Annotated in this window: 13 protein-coding genes; 5 read left to right on the top strand and 8 right to left on the bottom strand. The window is 65.6% G+C overall.

The features are described from left to right. Together ACNJYB_RS32240 and ACNJYB_RS32235 are read right to left on the bottom strand one after the other, a co-directional pair. Entirely contained in the window at positions 1-195 is a 195-nt protein-coding gene (locus ACNJYB_RS32240; RefSeq protein ID WP_439370541.1) for a hypothetical protein, read from the bottom strand. Positions 196-644: 449 nt separating this feature from the next. Beyond that, positions 645-1,478 (bottom strand): protein-disulfide reductase DsbD domain-containing protein, encoded by an 834-nt coding sequence (locus ACNJYB_RS32235; protein ID WP_439370540.1) that lies wholly within the window; start codon positions 1,476-1,478, stop codon positions 645-647. Positions 1,479-1,619: 141 nt separating this feature from the next. Here ACNJYB_RS32235 and ACNJYB_RS32230 point away from each other — a divergent pair, with 141 nt between their 5' ends. After that, complete coding sequence (locus ACNJYB_RS32230) at positions 1,620-2,264, top strand: YqgE/AlgH family protein (RefSeq protein ID WP_439370539.1); 645 nt, start codon at positions 1,620-1,622, stop codon at positions 2,262-2,264. Between the two features lie 102 nt (positions 2,265-2,366). Here the strand turns inward: ACNJYB_RS32230 and ACNJYB_RS32225 are convergent, their stop codons facing one another. Both ACNJYB_RS32225 and ACNJYB_RS32220 read right to left on the bottom strand, forming a co-directional pair. Next, on the bottom strand, positions 2,367-3,254 hold the full coding sequence (locus tag ACNJYB_RS32225) for a TauD/TfdA dioxygenase family protein (protein ID WP_439370538.1): 888 nt from the start codon (positions 3,252-3,254) through the stop codon (positions 2,367-2,369). A 98-nt stretch (positions 3,255-3,352) separates the two neighbouring features. Beyond that, on the bottom strand, positions 3,353-4,132 hold the full coding sequence (locus ACNJYB_RS32220; RefSeq protein ID WP_439370537.1) for an SDR family NAD(P)-dependent oxidoreductase: 780 nt from the start codon (positions 4,130-4,132) through the stop codon (positions 3,353-3,355). 97 nt (positions 4,133-4,229) lie between these two features. On the opposite strand from ACNJYB_RS32220, the gene ACNJYB_RS32215 reads away from it, so the two are divergent. Together ACNJYB_RS32215 and ACNJYB_RS32210 are read left to right on the top strand one after the other, a co-directional pair. Next, on the top strand, positions 4,230-4,967 hold the full coding sequence (locus tag ACNJYB_RS32215; RefSeq protein ID WP_439370536.1) for an SDR family NAD(P)-dependent oxidoreductase: 738 nt from the start codon (positions 4,230-4,232) through the stop codon (positions 4,965-4,967). Between the two features lie 168 nt (positions 4,968-5,135). Then, complete coding sequence (locus tag ACNJYB_RS32210) at positions 5,136-5,510, top strand: CsbD family protein (protein ID WP_439370535.1); 375 nt, start codon at positions 5,136-5,138, stop codon at positions 5,508-5,510. Positions 5,511-5,582: 72 nt separating this feature from the next. On the opposite strand, the gene ACNJYB_RS32205 is transcribed toward ACNJYB_RS32210, so the two are convergent. Further along, entirely contained in the window at positions 5,583-7,289 is a 1,707-nt protein-coding gene (locus ACNJYB_RS32205; RefSeq protein ID WP_439370534.1) for an SGNH/GDSL hydrolase family protein, read from the bottom strand. Positions 7,290-7,467: 178 nt separating this feature from the next. Beyond that, complete coding sequence (locus ACNJYB_RS32200; RefSeq protein ID WP_439370533.1) at positions 7,468-8,853, bottom strand: lytic murein transglycosylase; 1,386 nt, start codon at positions 8,851-8,853, stop codon at positions 7,468-7,470. Positions 8,854-9,053: 200 nt separating this feature from the next. Between ACNJYB_RS32200 and ACNJYB_RS32195 the strand changes: the two genes are divergently transcribed. Beyond that, positions 9,054-9,929 (top strand): UTP--glucose-1-phosphate uridylyltransferase, encoded by an 876-nt coding sequence (locus tag ACNJYB_RS32195; RefSeq protein ID WP_439370532.1) that lies wholly within the window; start codon positions 9,054-9,056, stop codon positions 9,927-9,929. A gap of 103 nt (positions 9,930-10,032) precedes the next feature. Here the strand turns inward: ACNJYB_RS32195 and ACNJYB_RS32190 are convergent, their stop codons facing one another. Next, complete coding sequence (locus ACNJYB_RS32190; protein WP_439370531.1) at positions 10,033-11,529, bottom strand: sensor domain-containing diguanylate cyclase; 1,497 nt, start codon at positions 11,527-11,529, stop codon at positions 10,033-10,035. Positions 11,530-11,684: 155 nt separating this feature from the next. Here ACNJYB_RS32190 and ACNJYB_RS32185 point away from each other — a divergent pair, with 155 nt between their 5' ends. Next, the gene (locus ACNJYB_RS32185) at positions 11,685-11,948 is read left to right on the top strand and encodes a DUF7662 domain-containing protein (protein WP_439370530.1); all 264 of its coding nucleotides are present in this window, start codon (positions 11,685-11,687) and stop codon (positions 11,946-11,948) included. Positions 11,949-12,640: 692 nt separating this feature from the next. Here ACNJYB_RS32185 and ACNJYB_RS32180 read toward each other — a convergent pair. Beyond that, entirely contained in the window at positions 12,641-15,517 is a 2,877-nt protein-coding gene (locus ACNJYB_RS32180) for an EAL domain-containing protein (RefSeq protein ID WP_439370529.1), read from the bottom strand. Positions 15,518-15,528 lie beyond the last annotated feature (11 nt).

Genomic DNA, 15,528 nt, shown 5'->3' with positions numbered 1-15,528 from the left:
TTATTGGCAGAGATGCTGGAGACCGTCAGCACCCTTGTACGAGGTGCCAGGCCTGCAGACGATGCCGTTGCGAGCGGCATATGCAGACCAGTTGCCGTTCCAGCCGTAACCGCCGCCGACGCCGCCGCCATACATGGCGTAGGAATTGCCCCAGCCGCCGGGATTGCCCCAGCTGCCGGCGGCGGGAGCGGCCACTGGCGCCGGCTGTCGATACGCCGTTCGACGAGATGCTTGCCGATACCGAGGGCCGGTTGGGGTAGTGCCGGTTCCAAGACCCGTGCAGTTGGCGAATTCAGCTTGGCAGAGGTCCGGATTGGATTGGGCCCACTGCGCTGGTGCCGCAGAGCTGTACAAGGCGGATGCCGCAACCACGGCCGCCCCAAGAATCCTTAGATTCATCATGGCTTGCTCCTTGTGGTTTGACGTGGCGCTGAATGCCACGCTTGACGGAAACCATACGACGCTTGCGAGACTGACCATGCTGCGTCGGCTTCGCCAAACTCGGGACTGCTCTGGGTCCGGGAACAGTAATGCTCTGACTGATCGTAAGATTTCCGCTTGAGCGTCAGAGCCTGACGTCTGCGCCTTCTCGAGTACACGTTCTCGTGTGCAACTATGCACGGAGCAGGGATGATCGGGAAACATCATTCCAGGTTCGTGTTGAACTCGTACGACTTCTCCGGACCAACCAGCGTGAACTTCAGCGCTGCGCCCTCAGCCTTGGCGCCTGGCGGCAGCCCGTCGAGTTCAAATAAGAAGCGCTTCACGCCGGGCGGGCTGGGCTCGACCGGCGCGGGGATCGGCAACGACCAGTCGGGCGTCGGCCCTTCGACGAACAAATTGACGTTGCGGCCATCAGGCACGATCACGTCGACCACCACATTCTTGGCCCCGTCACGTTTGACGTCGCGAATGGTCAGCGGATTGGGATCGCCGATATTGGCGGGCTTCGGCACGGTGTCGAGCGCGGCACGCAGGTTCGCATCTTCGGTCGAGGCCACGCTGTTGAAGCCGAGCTCGGCATGGGCCTCGACGGGAATGCAGAGTTTCTCGCACACCGCGTAGTTGATCTCGGCACGCAGCGTCACGGGCTTGTCGGCGGACTTGGCGACGATGCGCAGCGGCAGCACGATCTGGTCGTGATAGCCGATCGAATGGCCGCCCGCGCCGTCGTCGAACTTCAGCGGCGCCGGCCACATCACCGTCACCGCTTCGACATTTTCTGATTTTGAGAAGTCGAACCGCGGCGGAACGCCGGAATCGCCGGGCATGCGCCAGTAGGTCTTCCAGCCGGGCTGGAGCTGGAAGGCGATACCGCCGAGCAGCACGGCGCCGCTGCGTGATCCCGCCACCAGCCGCACTGCGGAATGCCCGTCGCGCTGCCAGGGCGAGGCGTCGTCGGCGCGCGCGGCAAGCGCCGAGGCAAGCAGGGTTGTCGCGACGCCAATCGCCGCACGCAGGGGAACTCTTGTCAGCATGGCACGTCTTTAAAGGGTGACACCCAGGCAAACCATTGAATTGCTTGTGATGGATGCACTCGAATTGAGTCTCTGCAAGCCTTGATTTGACAGCGGCTAGGTCCGACATCAGGATAGGAATTGAACCCGGAGTGCTTCTCGATGGCTCCCACTGGCAAGAGGACGGGCGAAAGCACCCGCGGCGCGGGCGCCGGGCTTCCCAATTCGGCCGGTTATCTCGACGGCCGGCTCCTGATCGCGATGCCCGTGATGGGCGATCCCCGTTTCGAGCGCTCGGTGATCTATCTCTGCGCCCACTCGGCCGAAGGCGCCATGGGCATCATCGTTAACCACCCGGCCGGCAGCATCGACTTCCCCGAGCTGTTGCAGCAGCTCGGCATCATCAGGAAAGGCGAGCACATCAAGCTGCCCGGGAACGCCGAGAGCATGAAGGTGCTGCAGGGCGGTCCCGTCGACACCGGCCGCGGCTTCGTGCTGCATTCCAGCGACTTCTACATCGAGAAGGCGACGCTGCGGATCGACGACGGCGTCTGCCTCACCGCGACCGTCGACATCCTGCGCGCGATCGCCAATGGCTCCGGCCCCAAGCACGCCATCCTCGCGCTCGGCTATGCCGGCTGGGCGCCGGGCCAGCTCGAGACCGAGATCCAGAGCAATGGCTGGCTGCATTGCGATGCCGATGCGGACCTGATCTTCGGCGACGACGTCGACGAGAAATACGGCCGCGCCCTGCGCAAGATCGGCATCGACCCCGGCATGCTCTCGAACGAGGCCGGGCACGCATAGCGGGCGTCTGCTTCGCTTCGCTCGTAACGACGGAGTGTGTTGACGCGCCGGCGCCCTGTCGTCGGCATCTTTGCCGTTGCGGCCTTCACACGACGCCCACGCCTACTCCGCCGCCTGCTGCTGCACCGTCGGCGCGGTCCCTGCGACCGTCGCCCTGCGCATGTCGCGGGGCTGGGACTGGTCGTAGCGGCGGACTCGGTGCATGGTCTGGCGGTTGTCCCACATGACGAGATCATGCAGCTTCCATTTGTGGACGTAGACGAACTCTGCTTGCGTCGCGTGTTCATTCAAATCGCGCAGCAAGAGGCGTCCCTCCGGCACGCTCATGCCGACGATCTTGCCGGCATGCGATGAGAGATACAGCGATTTGCGGCGATGCACGGGATGCGTCCGCACCAGTCGCTGCAGCACCGGCTTGAACATCTCCTTCTCGTCATCGGTATACTCGGTGAAGCCGAGCGATCCCCGCGAATACATCAGCGAGTGCTCGCAGACGAGGTCCTCGATCTCCGCCTTGGTCTCCTCGTCCAGCGCGTCATAGGCCGCGCGCATGTCGGCGAACTCGGTGTTGCCGCCCTTCGGGTTCACCACCCGGGCCGATAGCAGCGAGAACTTCGCCGGAATCGGGCGGAACGAGCTGTCGGAATGCCACAGGCAATTGCCGAGGTTGAACAGGTGCGCGCGGCTGTCCTTCGCCAGCGGCTTGCCGTCCTTGCCGAGATTGGAGACGTCGTTGAGCCCCGACTGCAGCCGGTAATCCTTCTCCTTGGTCACGGTGCCGCCGCGTGCATCCTCGCGCTGGCCGAAATTCAGGGCAAAGGCCATCTGCTGCTCGTCAGTGATGTCCTGGTCGTGGAAGACGAGCACGGCATACCTGTCCATGGCAGCCTCGACCTCGCGCGCCTCGTCAGCTGTGAGAGGCTTGCGCAGATCGAGGCCGGACACCTCGCCGACAAAATGTTTCTGAAGCTGCCGGATGGCGATCGTCATGACGTTCTCTCCCGCGTGCCGCGAACGGTTGCTCCCGTTCTGTCGGTGAAAAAGCTACTCCCGCACCCGCAGTTGTCAACGCGCGGCGCGCATGGCTCTCACGCGTTCCGTGCCATCAGCCCGCCATCGACCGGGATGACCGCGCCAGTGAGGAACGACGCCGCCGGCAGGCACAGGCTCAAGGTCATGTGCGCGACCTCTTCAGGGTCGCCGTAGCGGCCGAGTGCGGTGCGGCGCCTGGCGTAGATGGTCTTGTGCTCTTCCGGGATGCGGTCGGTGATGGCGGTGCGGATCGGGCCCGGGCAGATGCAGTTGACGGTGATGCCTTCACGGCCGAGCTCGACCGCCAGCGAACGTGTGAGGCTCGCGACGCCGCCCTTCGCCGCCGAATAGGGGCTGTGCAAGGCGGTGGCGCCGAGCGCCTCGGTGGAGGCGATGTTGACGATGCGCGGGCTCTTCGACCGGCGCAAATGCGGCAGCGCCGCGCGGACGATGCGCGGATGCGCCGTCAGCATCACGGCGATGCCTTTGGCCCAGGCGTCTTCGTAAGCTTCCTCGTCGATCGCGACACGCACGGAGATGCCGGCATTGTTGACGACGATATCGAGTCCGCCGAAATGCGCCGCGACATCGCCGACCACGCGCTTGATCTCGCCGCCGTCGGCGACGTCGAGCTTCCACGCCTTCGCCGCGCCGCCGCTCGCCGCGATCTCTTTCGCGACCAAATGGGCGCCTTGCTCGTCGTAATCAGTGACGGCGACTTTCGCGCCCTCGCGCGCGAACACGTGCGCAGTCGCACGGCCCATGCCGCTCCCTGCGCCCGTGACGAGAACGATCAGGCCCTTCACGGACCGGCTCAGTTCCTTGAACTCGGACATGCTGTTTCCTTGCGGCCTGTGGCTCGTTGTTATGATTGACAAGGCTGGCATCGATCCGCAGACAGGTCAAACAAGCAAAACAAAAGGGGAGGCCGCGATGGCGAACGAGCTGGATTTTTCGGGCAAGCAGGTGCTGGTCGTCGGCGGTTCCAGCGGCATCGGCAACGGCATCGCACAGGCCTTTCGCAGCAAGGGCGCAGCTGTTTCGGTCTGCGGCACGCGTGCTCATGCAACGGAATATTCTGCCGAGGAGGGGTCCGATCTCACCGGTCTTTCCTATGCGCAGCTCGACGCCAGCAACGCTGCGGCGATCGACGCGTTCAAGCCGTCGTTCGATCGCCTCGACATTCTCGTGCTTGCGCAGGGCGCGGTGATCTATCGCCGCGGCGAATTCGAGATGGCGGGCTTCCGCAAGGTCGTCGAGGTCAATCTGATGAGCCTGATGGCGTGCGCGACGCGGTTTCATTCCCTGTTGCGGGATGCGAAGGGCGCGCTGATCATGGTGTCCTCGACCGCGGCCTATCACTCCACCATGGGCAATCCCGCCTACAACGCCTCGAAGACCGGCGCAGTCGGATTGACGCGCACGCTGGGCGAGGCTTGGGCCGAGGACGGCATCCGCGTCAACGGCATCGCGCCCGGGCTCGTCGATACCAAGATGACGAAGGTGACGACCGACAATCCCAAGCGGCTCGAAGCGGCGTTGTCGCGCATTCCGCTGCGTCGATTGGGCACGCCGGCCGACATGGCAGGCGCAGCCTTGTTTCTGGCCTCGCCGCTGTCGTCCTACATCATCGGCCAGACGCTGGTCGTCGATGGCGGGCTGATCTTGTAGCGGATCCCGTAGCCCGGATGGAGCGCAGCGTAATCCGGGGTCCTTCAATACGGCTGACGCTGTCCCGGATTGCGCTCGCTCCATGGGCTACACACTACACTTTCGTCACGGCTTGGAACTGCGCTGCTCCTGATCGGTTACTTGGGCTGACCCCCGAGGAGGAGCATCATGGACACGGATCGTATTGTCGGATCAACCAAGGAATACGCCGGACGCGCCGAAGGCGCGGTCGGAGACCTGGCGGGCGACGCCAAGACGCAGGCGTCGGGCAAGGCGCGGGAAGCCGCAGGCACGGTGCAGAACCTCTACGGCCAGGCCAAGGATGCAGTGCGTGATGCCGCGGATACCGCGACGAGCTACGCCAAGGACGCCTATGAGAACAGCGGCGACAGTTTCCGCGATGGCACGCAGGCGCTGTCGAAGAAAGTGCAGGACAATCCGCTCGGCGCACTGCTCGTTGCCGGCGGCATCGGCTTTGCGCTCGCGCTTCTGATGTCGCGCCCCGCCCGGCGTCAGCCGCCGCGCTGGCGTTATTACGGCTGAGCGACCTGCCACGTCATTCCGGGTTCGCGCTTCGCGCGCCCCGGAATGACATCTCAAATCAACAGAGCTCGATTATCGGACTTCCGCCGCGCGCCCGACATTGCCGGGCGGGCGCGGGAACGCAGGGTTCTGCGCCGGATTGCGCGGCCCGGGTGCCGGCGTCATTTGCCGAGGGGCCGGTGGCGAGCCAAAGCCGAAGCCGAAGAAATCCCCGAACGACGGCGTGGCCTGCGCCGGCTGCCGCTGTGGCGCGACGGACGGCTTCCTCGGCGCGAGCTTGGGCGGGGCGATCGCCGCGGCCGCTCCCGATGATGCACTGGGAGAGGCGGTGGCGCCGTCGGGCGTCGTCGCGGCCATCGGCGTATCGCCCTTGGCCTGCTCGCGGCCGACCTCGCCGCGCGGCCAGGCATAATCGTCGGCGCGTCCGGCGGGGGCCGTCAGGGGCTCGCCCTTCACCATCGTCTTCGCGGCGAGCGCATCGACGGCGGCGGGACGCGAGCCAGGGCCACCCAGCAATTGCTCGGTCGAGATCGAGGCCGCGACCAGCGGCACGATGGGGCCGGCCAGCGGCCGCGGCGCCGGCTTGCCGGGCTCGGCGCTGGTGTCGGGGGTCGCAGGCTCGCTCGGCAGCGCGATCGGGCCGGAGCGCCCGGCCAGCAGGCGCGTGATCTCTCGCTCGACATAGTGAGCGAGTTTTCGTGCGCCCGGCTTGGTGAAGTAGACGCCGTCGGAGCTGCGGAGCTGGCGGATCTGGCCTTCGAAGTCGGGGCCCTTCTGCAGGAAGCGGCCGGCTTCGTCGACAAAACCGTCCCAGACGTCGACATAGGTGATGCCGGCCTTGGCCGCGCCCTCGCGGTAGAGCGAATCCAGGAACAGCATGTCAGCCGTTCCCTTCTGTCCCCGGATCGCGGGCAGGCCGACCCAGAGTACCGGCACACCCTTGGCCTTGAGCAAATTGGCCAGTTCCTCGACCTTCTTGGTGTAGAGCTCGACCCAGCGCTCGTCGCGGAATTCATAGAGGCCGTTCGGATTGCGTGCCGTCTTTTCCGGCGCGGCCGCGGGCGCGTCGGCATTGTCGGCGTCATCCTGCGGCAGGTCGGCATCGGCAGGCTTGTCGTCCGGCTTGGCGGCGGTGTCGCCGGGCTTGGCGTCGCCGGGCTTCGCCGGCTGCTTGGCGCGCGCGCCCTTGTCGTTCTTCTTGTCCTTGTCTTTGTCCGACTTGTCGGCCGTGGGCTCGCGGATCGCGATGCGGTCGTTGAGGCCGAGCATGACGACGATCACGTCGGGCTTCTCGGTCTCCAGGATTCCCTTCGCCGCCGCGGTCCAGTCCGACGGGTCGCCCTTCGGCTGGTACTTGATCAGGCCGGACGAGGTCTTGTGCTTGCGGATGACGCCCAAGTCGGGCTGCTCGGTGTAGGCGTCCTCGAGGCCGTAGGCGAGCCAGTCGGCCATGCCGTCGCCGATCACCAGCACGTTCTTGTCGGGCGTGGTCTCGCGCTTGGCTGGCGCCGGTGCGCGCGAAAAATCCTGGCGCGGCGCCTGTGGCTGCTGCTGCTGCTGCTGCTGCTGGAACGGCTGGAAGAAGTCGCCGCCGAACCAGCCGCCGCCACCCTGGCGCGGCGGCGGGGCCGAGCGCTGCGGCGGGCCGCCGAAGCCGGGGAAGTTGAAGAACTGTGCGGAGGCGGGTCCCGCGATCGAGACCAACATCGCAAGCGCCGTTCCCAGCGCGATCAGCAGGCCGGTCTCGGTCAGCGCCTTGAACAGGGACTTCTTAGACATGCGATCTCGGCCGCGCGCAAGGGGGTCTGGAAGCTCGATATAATAACGGAATCGGGCGCCAAACGGGCAGATTCCATTGCAGATTTTCTGCAGATTTTCGCGCCATACACCGGGGAACGGCCGCTCCCGTCAAGGCCGGGGGGCAAAATCCCTGTTCAGGGTTACTTTTGGCGCGATTTTACCGCCCGCGCAGCCGGTCCAGCACGTCGGAGGAGGCAAATCCGTCGGCGGGGATCCCAATCGAGGCCTGGAAATTGCGCAGCGCTTCCCTCGTCTGGCCGCCGAACTGGCCGTCCGGAGTGCCCTTGTAGAAGCCGCGCTGGGCCAGAAGCTGCTGCAGTTCCAGTCGCTCGGTGCGGGACAGCTCACGCTCCTGGCGCGGCCAGGGCTGCACGAAGGGCTGCCCCCCACGCAAGCGGTCGGCGAAATGGCCGATCGCCAGCGCATAAGCCTCGGCCGGGTTGTACTTCATGATGACCCGGTAGTTCTGCAGCATCAGGAAGCCGGGGCCCTGCGCGCCCGCCGGGGCCAGCAGATAGGCTTTCTCCGCCGGGTGCGGGAAGGGCTGATTGGTCGCCCGCTTCAGCCCGAGCTTCTCCCACTGCGCAATCGTCATCGCCTTGGCCCGGTCGGCCAGCATGTAGTTGAACCCCTGCGGCACCACGACCTCGAAGCCCCAGGTCTGGCCGGGCTGCCAGCCGTCCTTCTTCAGGTTGTTGGCGGTCGAGGCAATCAAGTCGGTGGGATTGTCGACGACGTCGCGCCGTCCGTCGCCGTCGCCATCGACGGCAAAGCGCTTGAACGCGGTTGGCATGAACTGGGTCGGGCCGAAGGCGCCGGCCCAGGAGCCGCGCATCTGCTCCGGGCGCAGATCGCCGCGGTTGAGGATCTCCAATGCGGATAGGAACTCGTCCTTGAAATAGGCCTGGCGGCGGCCGATGCAGGCGAGCGTCGCGGTCGATTGCAGCACGCTGCGGTCGCCCATCTGCGTCGAGTAATTGGACTCGATACCCCAGATCGCGGCGATGATGTAGCGATCGACGCCGGTGGCCTTTTCGGTGGCGTCGAACTGCGCCTTGTATTTGGCGAGCACCTCGCGGCCCTTGGCGAGGCGGTTGTCATTCACGAGGATGTCGAGATAATCCCAGATCGACTTGGTGAACTCCGGCTGCGAGTCCATCAGGTCCATGATGCGCAGATCGGGGCTGAGCCCAGCGGTGAAGCGATGGAAGTTGTCCTGGCTGATGCCGCGCCGTGCGGCATCGGGCCACATCCCGGCAACGCAATTGTCGAAATTGCCGGCGGCTTCGCGGATCGCGGCGGCCGTCATCAGCGGATGGCCGGAGGCGCCGTCCTCGCCGCTCCAGGGCTGCGCGCCTCCGGGGCTTGGTGCGCCTTGCGAGGGCGCGGGATTGCCGCCGGAGAAAATGCCGCCGAACAGGTTCGACAGCCCGTTCTGCGCCTGCGCCTGTGCGCAAGCCGGCAGTAACAACGCGGCGGCAATCATAGCTCCACCGGTCACGGATCTAGCACGTTTTGCCAGCCCTGCCATCGATTGCATCATGTCCCACCTGTCCGGCCAAAAATCCGCCATCAGCAGGCCCGGCACCGGTTGCCAATAGCTTAACAAAGGTGAAATTTTAGTGGCTGCTTTTTTCGTAACTCTGTGATCGCGAGGCCCCACATCCGCCTTTGTTAGCGGCTGCAAACAGTCTAGCAAGTCACCATTGCTCCCTTCACGCCGTCAGGTACTCGATCAGCCCCATGAAAATTCGAAAAGCTGTATTCCCCGTCGCCGGCCTCGGCACCCGCGTCCTGCCCGCCACCAAGGCGATGCCGAAGGAGATGCTGACCATCGTCGACAAGCCGCTGATCCAGTACGTGTATGACGAGGCGAGGGAGGCCGGCATCGAGCATTTCATCTTCGTCACCGGCCGCAACAAAAACGTCATCGAAGATCATTTCGACAGGATGTTCGAGCTCGACGCCACGCTGGCGGCGCGCGGCAAGAAGGCCGAGCAGGAGATCCTGGCACAGAACCAGCCGGATGCCGGCGCCGTCAGCTTCACCCGCCAGCAGGCGCCGCTCGGCCTCGGCCACGCGGTCTGGTGTGCACGCGACATCGTCGGCAACGAGCCGTTCGCGGTCCTGCTGCCGGACGAGCTCGTGCTCAACACGCCCGGCTGCCTGAAGCAGATGATCGAGACCGCGGCAACGCTCGGCGAGAAATCCAATCTGATCGCGGTCGAGGCGGTGCCCGACCATCTCACCCATCAATACGGCATCTGCGGTGTCGGAAAACGCACCGGCAAGATGTTCGAGGTCGACGGCATGGTCGAGAAGCCGGCCAAGGGCACCGCGCCCTCCAATCTCTCGATCACCGGCCGCTACATCCTGCAGCCCGAGATCTTCAAGATCCTGGAAACGCAGGAGCGCGGCGCCGGCGGGGAGATCCAGCTCACCGACGCCATGATCGGCCTCGCCAAATCGCAGAAATTCTACGGCGTCGAGTTCGAGGGCGAGCGCCATGATTGCGGCTCCAAGCCCGGCTTCCTCCGCGCCAACATCGCCTACGGCCTGAAGCGCCCCGAGCTGCGCGACGGGCTGATCGCGGAGATGAAAAAATATCTGGGGCAGTAGCTCCCGTCATCATTGCGAGCGAAGCGAAGCAAACCAGAATCTTTCCGTCAGAAAGTCTGGACTTCGTCGCAGGAGCTCCTCGCAACGACGGGGAGAGAACCCCTCACGCCACCAGCGAAAGCTTCGGCAGGCTCGCGACCAGGGACTGGTTGCGGCCGCCGGCTTTGGCGGCGTAGAGCGCCTTGTCGGCGGCGGCGACCAGGACCGCCCAGTCCATGCCGGCGGTGGGGACGAGACTGGCGATGCCGCAGGACACCGTCGACGTGGCCTGGTCGTCGGACCAGCCCTGCACCTTGAGGCGGATCGTCTCGGCGATCTTGAACGCCTCGGTGGCCGGGGTGTCCGGCAGCAGCACCGCGAATTCCTCCCCGCCATAGCGCGCGGCGCAATCGCCGGCGCGCCGCACCGAGTCGGAAATGCAGATGGCGATGCCGACCAGCACCTGGTCGCCGGCCTGGTGGCCGAACGTGTCGTTGTAGGCCTTGAAGTGATCGGCATCGATCATCAGCAGCGCGACCGGCGTCTTCTGGCGCATGGCGCGCCGCCATTCGACGTCGATGACGGTGTCGAACTTGCGGCGGTTCTTCAGGCCGGTGAGCGCGTCCGTCGTCGCCAGCTCCTCGAGCTTGCGCTCGGCCTCGGCACGTCGGCCGATCTCGCGCGCGAGCACGAGGCTCGATGCCAGCATGAACACGATCAGCGCCAGCACGACGGCGCCGATTCGATAGGCCTCCTTCCGCCACAGCTTGAATACCGCGCTCAGGGGCTTGCCTGCCACGACGAATAGCGGGCCCTCGCCGTTGCTGCGAACATAGAGCCGCGGCGTGGTGTCGACGGGGCCTTGCCCCGCATAGGAAGCTCCGGCGCGGAGATTGTCGGCCTTCCAGCTCTGACGGTCGTTCAGGTTCCTGCCGATCACGTCGAGGTCGAACGGCCGCCGCATCATGATGGTGCGGTCGTGGTTGAGCACCGTGATGGTGTCTTCGGGATCGAGGCTCAGGCGCTCGAACAATTCGTGGAAATAGCTGAAGCGGATCGAGCCGGCGACGACCCCGAGGAAGCCGCCGTCGGTGTCGCTGATGCGCCGGCTCAGCACGATCGAATAGGCGCCGCGAAACAGCATCGGGCGGCTGATGAAGAGGCCGGCGCCGGGATCGTCGCGGTGAACCCTGAAATAATCCTCCTCGCCGCGGTTTTCCGGCAAGGGATCGAGCGTGGAGGCGTCGATGGTCAGCCGGCCCTCGGCGTCATAGACCTGGATGGCGCCGAAATGCCTGGCCGTCGTCGCGTGATCGAACAGGATCAGGTGCCGGACCGGCTTCGAGGCCGTGGCGAGCTCCGGCAGCAGCATGTTGCTGGCGACCGCCCTCAGCGACAAATCGTAGATCTCGATGTTGCGGCCGATGTCGGACTCGATGCTCGTGGCGAGGTTTTCCAGCGTCTGGCGGGCCAGCGCCTCCTCGCCGCGGCGCATGTCGAGCATGACGTTGACGCAAATCGCGGAAAAGCCGATCACCGTCACCACGGACGAGATGATCAGCAGCTTCGCCGAAATCCGCCACGGCCGGCGGGCCATGACTTCGCGCCATCCAGACGGCATCGTTTGCTCCCGACCCTGATGGATGCGCCCCAAACCTTGAGCAGTGTTTAATCTGGTATGGCGCCGCCTCAATGAGTTAAGAATCGGTTGATGCGGCTAACGATTTTCGGCGGGCCTCATGTGAAGAGATCCGGACTTCGGACGAGAGGACGAGTGTGAACGACTACGACGCGTTGCGCGATTATCTGCTCCGGCAGAAGCAGGCGGAATTCGTGCTGACCTTCGAGCAGATCGAGGAGATCATCGGTGCGGCGCTGCCGCGCGCGGCCAATCGTGCCTCATGGTGGGACAGCCTGCGCAGCCCCGACATCCAGATGCCGCAACGCGAGGCCTGCCTCGCCGCCGGATTCGTGGCGACACGGATGCCGGACGGCCAGAGCGTGCGGTTCAGGAAGCAGAAGAGCGAGCGGCGGCGATAGTGTGAGCGGCCCGCTGTCCACCCTCCTCCAGGGGAGGGTATGACAAGTATCCTGGGCGGGCACGGCGCAAATGCGCCTTTGCCCACCCTGCGGCACGAGATCAAGTCGTGCGGTCCACCGCGAACGCGAGAACGGTTGCCGCTAGACTAGACTAGCCGAGGTGTCGTGCCGAGGCCTTCATTGAGGCCTTCATTGGCGCTCACGGAGCCAGCGTTCGTCGGTGGCGTGTGCTCGTATCAGACAGCTGGTTGTCCGGCGGTCGCAGGCGCGCATGCACACGTTCTGGCGGCCCCGAACGTCACCGGCCCCGCCGGTGTAGTCGGCACACGTGCCGATGCAGTTTGCGCCTCGATCCTCGCATCGTGCAGCCGTCACTGCTTCGGCCGAGGGGACGAGGAACATAGCGGTGCCTATGAGGGTGATCGCGTGGAGAAGGTGCCGGGTCATCCGTAACTCCTGAGAAGGACGCGCTTGGTCTGCTCATGCCAGCCGTTGCGCTTGAGGTGTAGGAACGCCGAGAACGACGGTGGCGAGCCCAACGACCTCGATGACGAAAGCCGTTCTGGATCGAATGCTGCGCGCCATTTTTCGCGGCGGTTGGGCAGCGGTCCATTGATCTGGATCAAGCCCGGCCTCATCGGCGCCTCACCCCGTGGCTTCGCGGGCAGCCCCCCAGGGGAGAGGGAGGCTGCTTAGCTCGCCGCTTCCAGCCGGACCTCGGTCAGCAGGCGCATCGCCGCATCAGCGTCCATCGGCTCGCCGAAGGCAAAGCCTTGCGCGTATTCGCAGCCCATCTGGTAGAGCTCGACCGCATCGGAATCGGTCTCGGCGCCTTCGGCGACGACGTCCATGCCGAGATCGTGCGCGAGCGCGATGATCGACTTCAGGATCACCGGCCGGGTGCCGCGGTTGGTGGTGCGCACGAAGGACTGGTCGATCTTGATGGTGTCGAACGGGAAGCGCTGCAGATAGGCCAGCGAGGAATGGCCGGTGCCGAAATCGTCCAGCGACAGGCCGGTGCCGAGCTCGCGGATGCGCGTCAGCATCTGCGCGGCGTGCTCCGGGTTCTCCATCACCAGCGATTCCGTCAGTTCGAGCTTGAGCGTGCCGCGCGCCACCGAGGAGCGCGACAGCACGGTGCGGATGTCGTGGATCAGGTCGTGGCGCAGCAGCTGCCGTGAGGAGACGTTGACGGAGGCGAAGATCGGCTCGCGCGAGCGCATCGCGCGCTGCCACACCGAAAGCTGCTTCGCGGTCTGGTCGAGCACGAACATGCCGAGGTCGACGATCAGCCCGGTCTCTTCCGCGATCGAGATGAACTCCGACGGCGCCATGCGTCCGAGCTTGGGATGATCCCAGCGCGCCAGCGCCTCGAAGCCGGCGACGGAGCGGTCCTCCAGCTGCACGATCGGCTGGTACAGGATCGTGATCTCCTGCCGCTCGATGGCGCGGCGCAGTTCGCTTTCCAGCGTCAGACGGTCGGTCTTTCGCGCGCGCATCGCCGGCTTGTAGACGTCGATGCGGTCGCCGCCGATGCGCTTGGAATGATACATCGCAAGCTCGGCGTCCTTGATGATCTCGTCGGTCAGCTGCGTTTGCGGATCGGACAGCGCAAGGCCGATCGAGGCGGTCAGGAAGATCTCGCGGTCGTTGAAGGCGATCGGCGCGCGGATGGTCTTGCGGATGGTCTCGGCGAAATTGGTGATCCGCGCCGGATCCTGCTCCGACAGCAGGATCAGGCCGAACTGGTCGCCGGCAAGCCGCGCCAGCGTGTCCTGCGGCTTCAGGATGCGGGTGAGGCGGCGGGCGAGCGTCAGCAGGATGGAATCGCCGACGGCGATGCCGACGGAATCGTTGACCTGCTTGAAGCGGTCGAGGTCGATCACCATCAGCGTCGGCCGTAGCGTCGGCATGGTCTTTGCGAAGTTTGCGACCGCCCCGAGCCGGTCCATGAAAAGCTTGCGGTTGGGCAGGCCGGTGAGATTGTCATGCACGGAATCGTGCAGCAGGCGCTCCTCGGCGTTGCGCAGCTCGGTGACGTCGGTGAGGGTGCCGACCACGCGCGAGACCTCGCCGTCGGAGCCGACCACCGGGCGCGCCTTCAGCGCGAACCACATGAAATGGCCGTCGGGGGTGCGCAGGCGGAAATCCTGCACCAGGCGGCCGCGGCGCTGGTCGAGCACGCTGTCGAGCGCGGCGCGGAAGCGGTCCTGGTCGAGCGGATGCAGCACCTCCAGCCAAGAGGCGGCCGGGCCTTCCAGCGTGCCGCGCTTGAGGCCGAGCAGGGCTTCGGTCTCCGGGCTGGTGAAGACCTTGTCGGCGGAGACGTCCCAGTCCCAGATCAGATCGCCGGAGCCGGCCAGCGCCAGGGCGCGCCGCTCGATGTCGGAGACGACGCCGGTGGTGGCGCCGCCGCCGGCAAAGGCGTGCTGCATCACGGTGAAGCCGATCAGCATCACGATCAGCACGAGGCCCCCGAGCAGGGCCGGGCCGACGATGTCGTTGGTGACGGAGCCCGCGACCGTCATGCCGGCCGCGACCACCCAGACCACGAGGAGGAACCAGGTCGGGATCAGCAGCACGGCGCGGTCGAAACCGTGGGTCGAGAGATAGACGATCAGCGCGAAGCCGGCGAAGGCGATCAGCACCAGCGATATGCGGGCGATGCCGGAGGCGACCGCGGGATCGAACAAGGCGAGCGCGACGAGAGATCCGAGGAACGCGAGCCAGCCCACCGTGATGTGCGAATAGCGCACATGCCAGCGGCTGAGGTTCAGATAGGCGAACAGGAACACCAGCAGCGTTGCCGCGAGGATCGCTTCGCCCGCCGCGCGCCAGATGCGCTCGGCGTTGTTCGACATGTCGAGCACCTTGCCCCAGAAGCCGAAATCGACGCCGATATAGACCAGCACCGCCCAGGCCAGCGCCGCGGCGGCCGGGAACATGATGCTGCCCTTCACAACGAACAGGATGGTCAGCACCAGCGCCAGCAGGCCGGAGATGCCGATCACAATGCCCTGGTACAGCGTGAACGAGTTGACCTTGTCCTTGTAGGACTCGGGCTCCCACAGATAGAGCTGCGGCAGCTTGTCGGTGCGCAACTCCGCGACGAAGGTGACGACGGCGCCGGGATCGAGCGTGATGCGGAAGACGTCCGCGGTTGCGCTTTCCTGACGTTCGGGCCGGTCGCCGATCGAAGGCGTGATGGTCGCGATGCGCGACAGGCCGAGGTCGGGCCAGAGCAATCCCGAGGAGACGATGCGGTAATGCGGCGCGACGATCAGGCGGTCGAGCTGGTCGTCGGTGTTGTTGGCGAGCGCGAACACCACCCAGTTCTGGCCGCCCTCGCGGGCGCGTACCTCGATGCGGCGGACGATGCCGTCGGTGCCGGGCGCGGTCGACACCTGGATGCGGTCGGCATCGCTGCGCTGATGCTCGAGCACGCCGGTGAGGTCGATCGCGGGCGCGTCACCGCGGACGCTGACGGCGTCGAGCGCGCGCGCAGGGTACGCGGCGACAAGAATCATGAGGCCCAGCGCGATGGGCGCGAGGCACCTGATCAGACGCAAGGTCAGTTCTC

It is taken from the genome of Bradyrhizobium sp. SMVTL-02 (assembly GCF_051853005.1).
Lineage (GTDB): Bacteria > Pseudomonadota > Alphaproteobacteria > Rhizobiales > Xanthobacteraceae > Bradyrhizobium.
Note: the sequence above shows the minus strand (reverse complement) of the source record. Positions and strands in the feature narration are given on the sequence as shown.

Excerpts from the sequence above, each read along its gene's own strand:
- ACNJYB_RS32235 (WP_439370540.1), bottom strand. The coding sequence starts at position 1,478 with ATGCTGACAAGAGTTCCCCTGCGTGCGGCGATTGGCGTCGCGACAACC.
- ACNJYB_RS32230 (WP_439370539.1), top strand. The coding sequence starts at position 1,620 with ATGGCTCCCACTGGCAAGAGGACGGGCGAAAGCACCCGCGGCGCGGGC.
- ACNJYB_RS32225 (WP_439370538.1), bottom strand. The coding sequence starts at position 3,254 with ATGACGATCGCCATCCGGCAGCTTCAGAAACATTTTGTCGGCGAGGTG.
- ACNJYB_RS32220 (WP_439370537.1), bottom strand. The coding sequence starts at position 4,132 with ATGTCCGAGTTCAAGGAACTGAGCCGGTCCGTGAAGGGCCTGATCGTT.
- ACNJYB_RS32215 (WP_439370536.1), top strand. The coding sequence starts at position 4,230 with ATGGCGAACGAGCTGGATTTTTCGGGCAAGCAGGTGCTGGTCGTCGGC.
- ACNJYB_RS32210 (WP_439370535.1), top strand. The coding sequence starts at position 5,136 with ATGGACACGGATCGTATTGTCGGATCAACCAAGGAATACGCCGGACGC.
- ACNJYB_RS32205 (WP_439370534.1), bottom strand. The coding sequence starts at position 7,289 with ATGTCTAAGAAGTCCCTGTTCAAGGCGCTGACCGAGACCGGCCTGCTG.
- ACNJYB_RS32200 (WP_439370533.1), bottom strand. The coding sequence starts at position 8,853 with ATGATGCAATCGATGGCAGGGCTGGCAAAACGTGCTAGATCCGTGACC.
- ACNJYB_RS32195 (WP_439370532.1), top strand. The coding sequence starts at position 9,054 with ATGAAAATTCGAAAAGCTGTATTCCCCGTCGCCGGCCTCGGCACCCGC.
- ACNJYB_RS32190 (WP_439370531.1), bottom strand. The coding sequence starts at position 11,529 with ATGCCGTCTGGATGGCGCGAAGTCATGGCCCGCCGGCCGTGGCGGATT.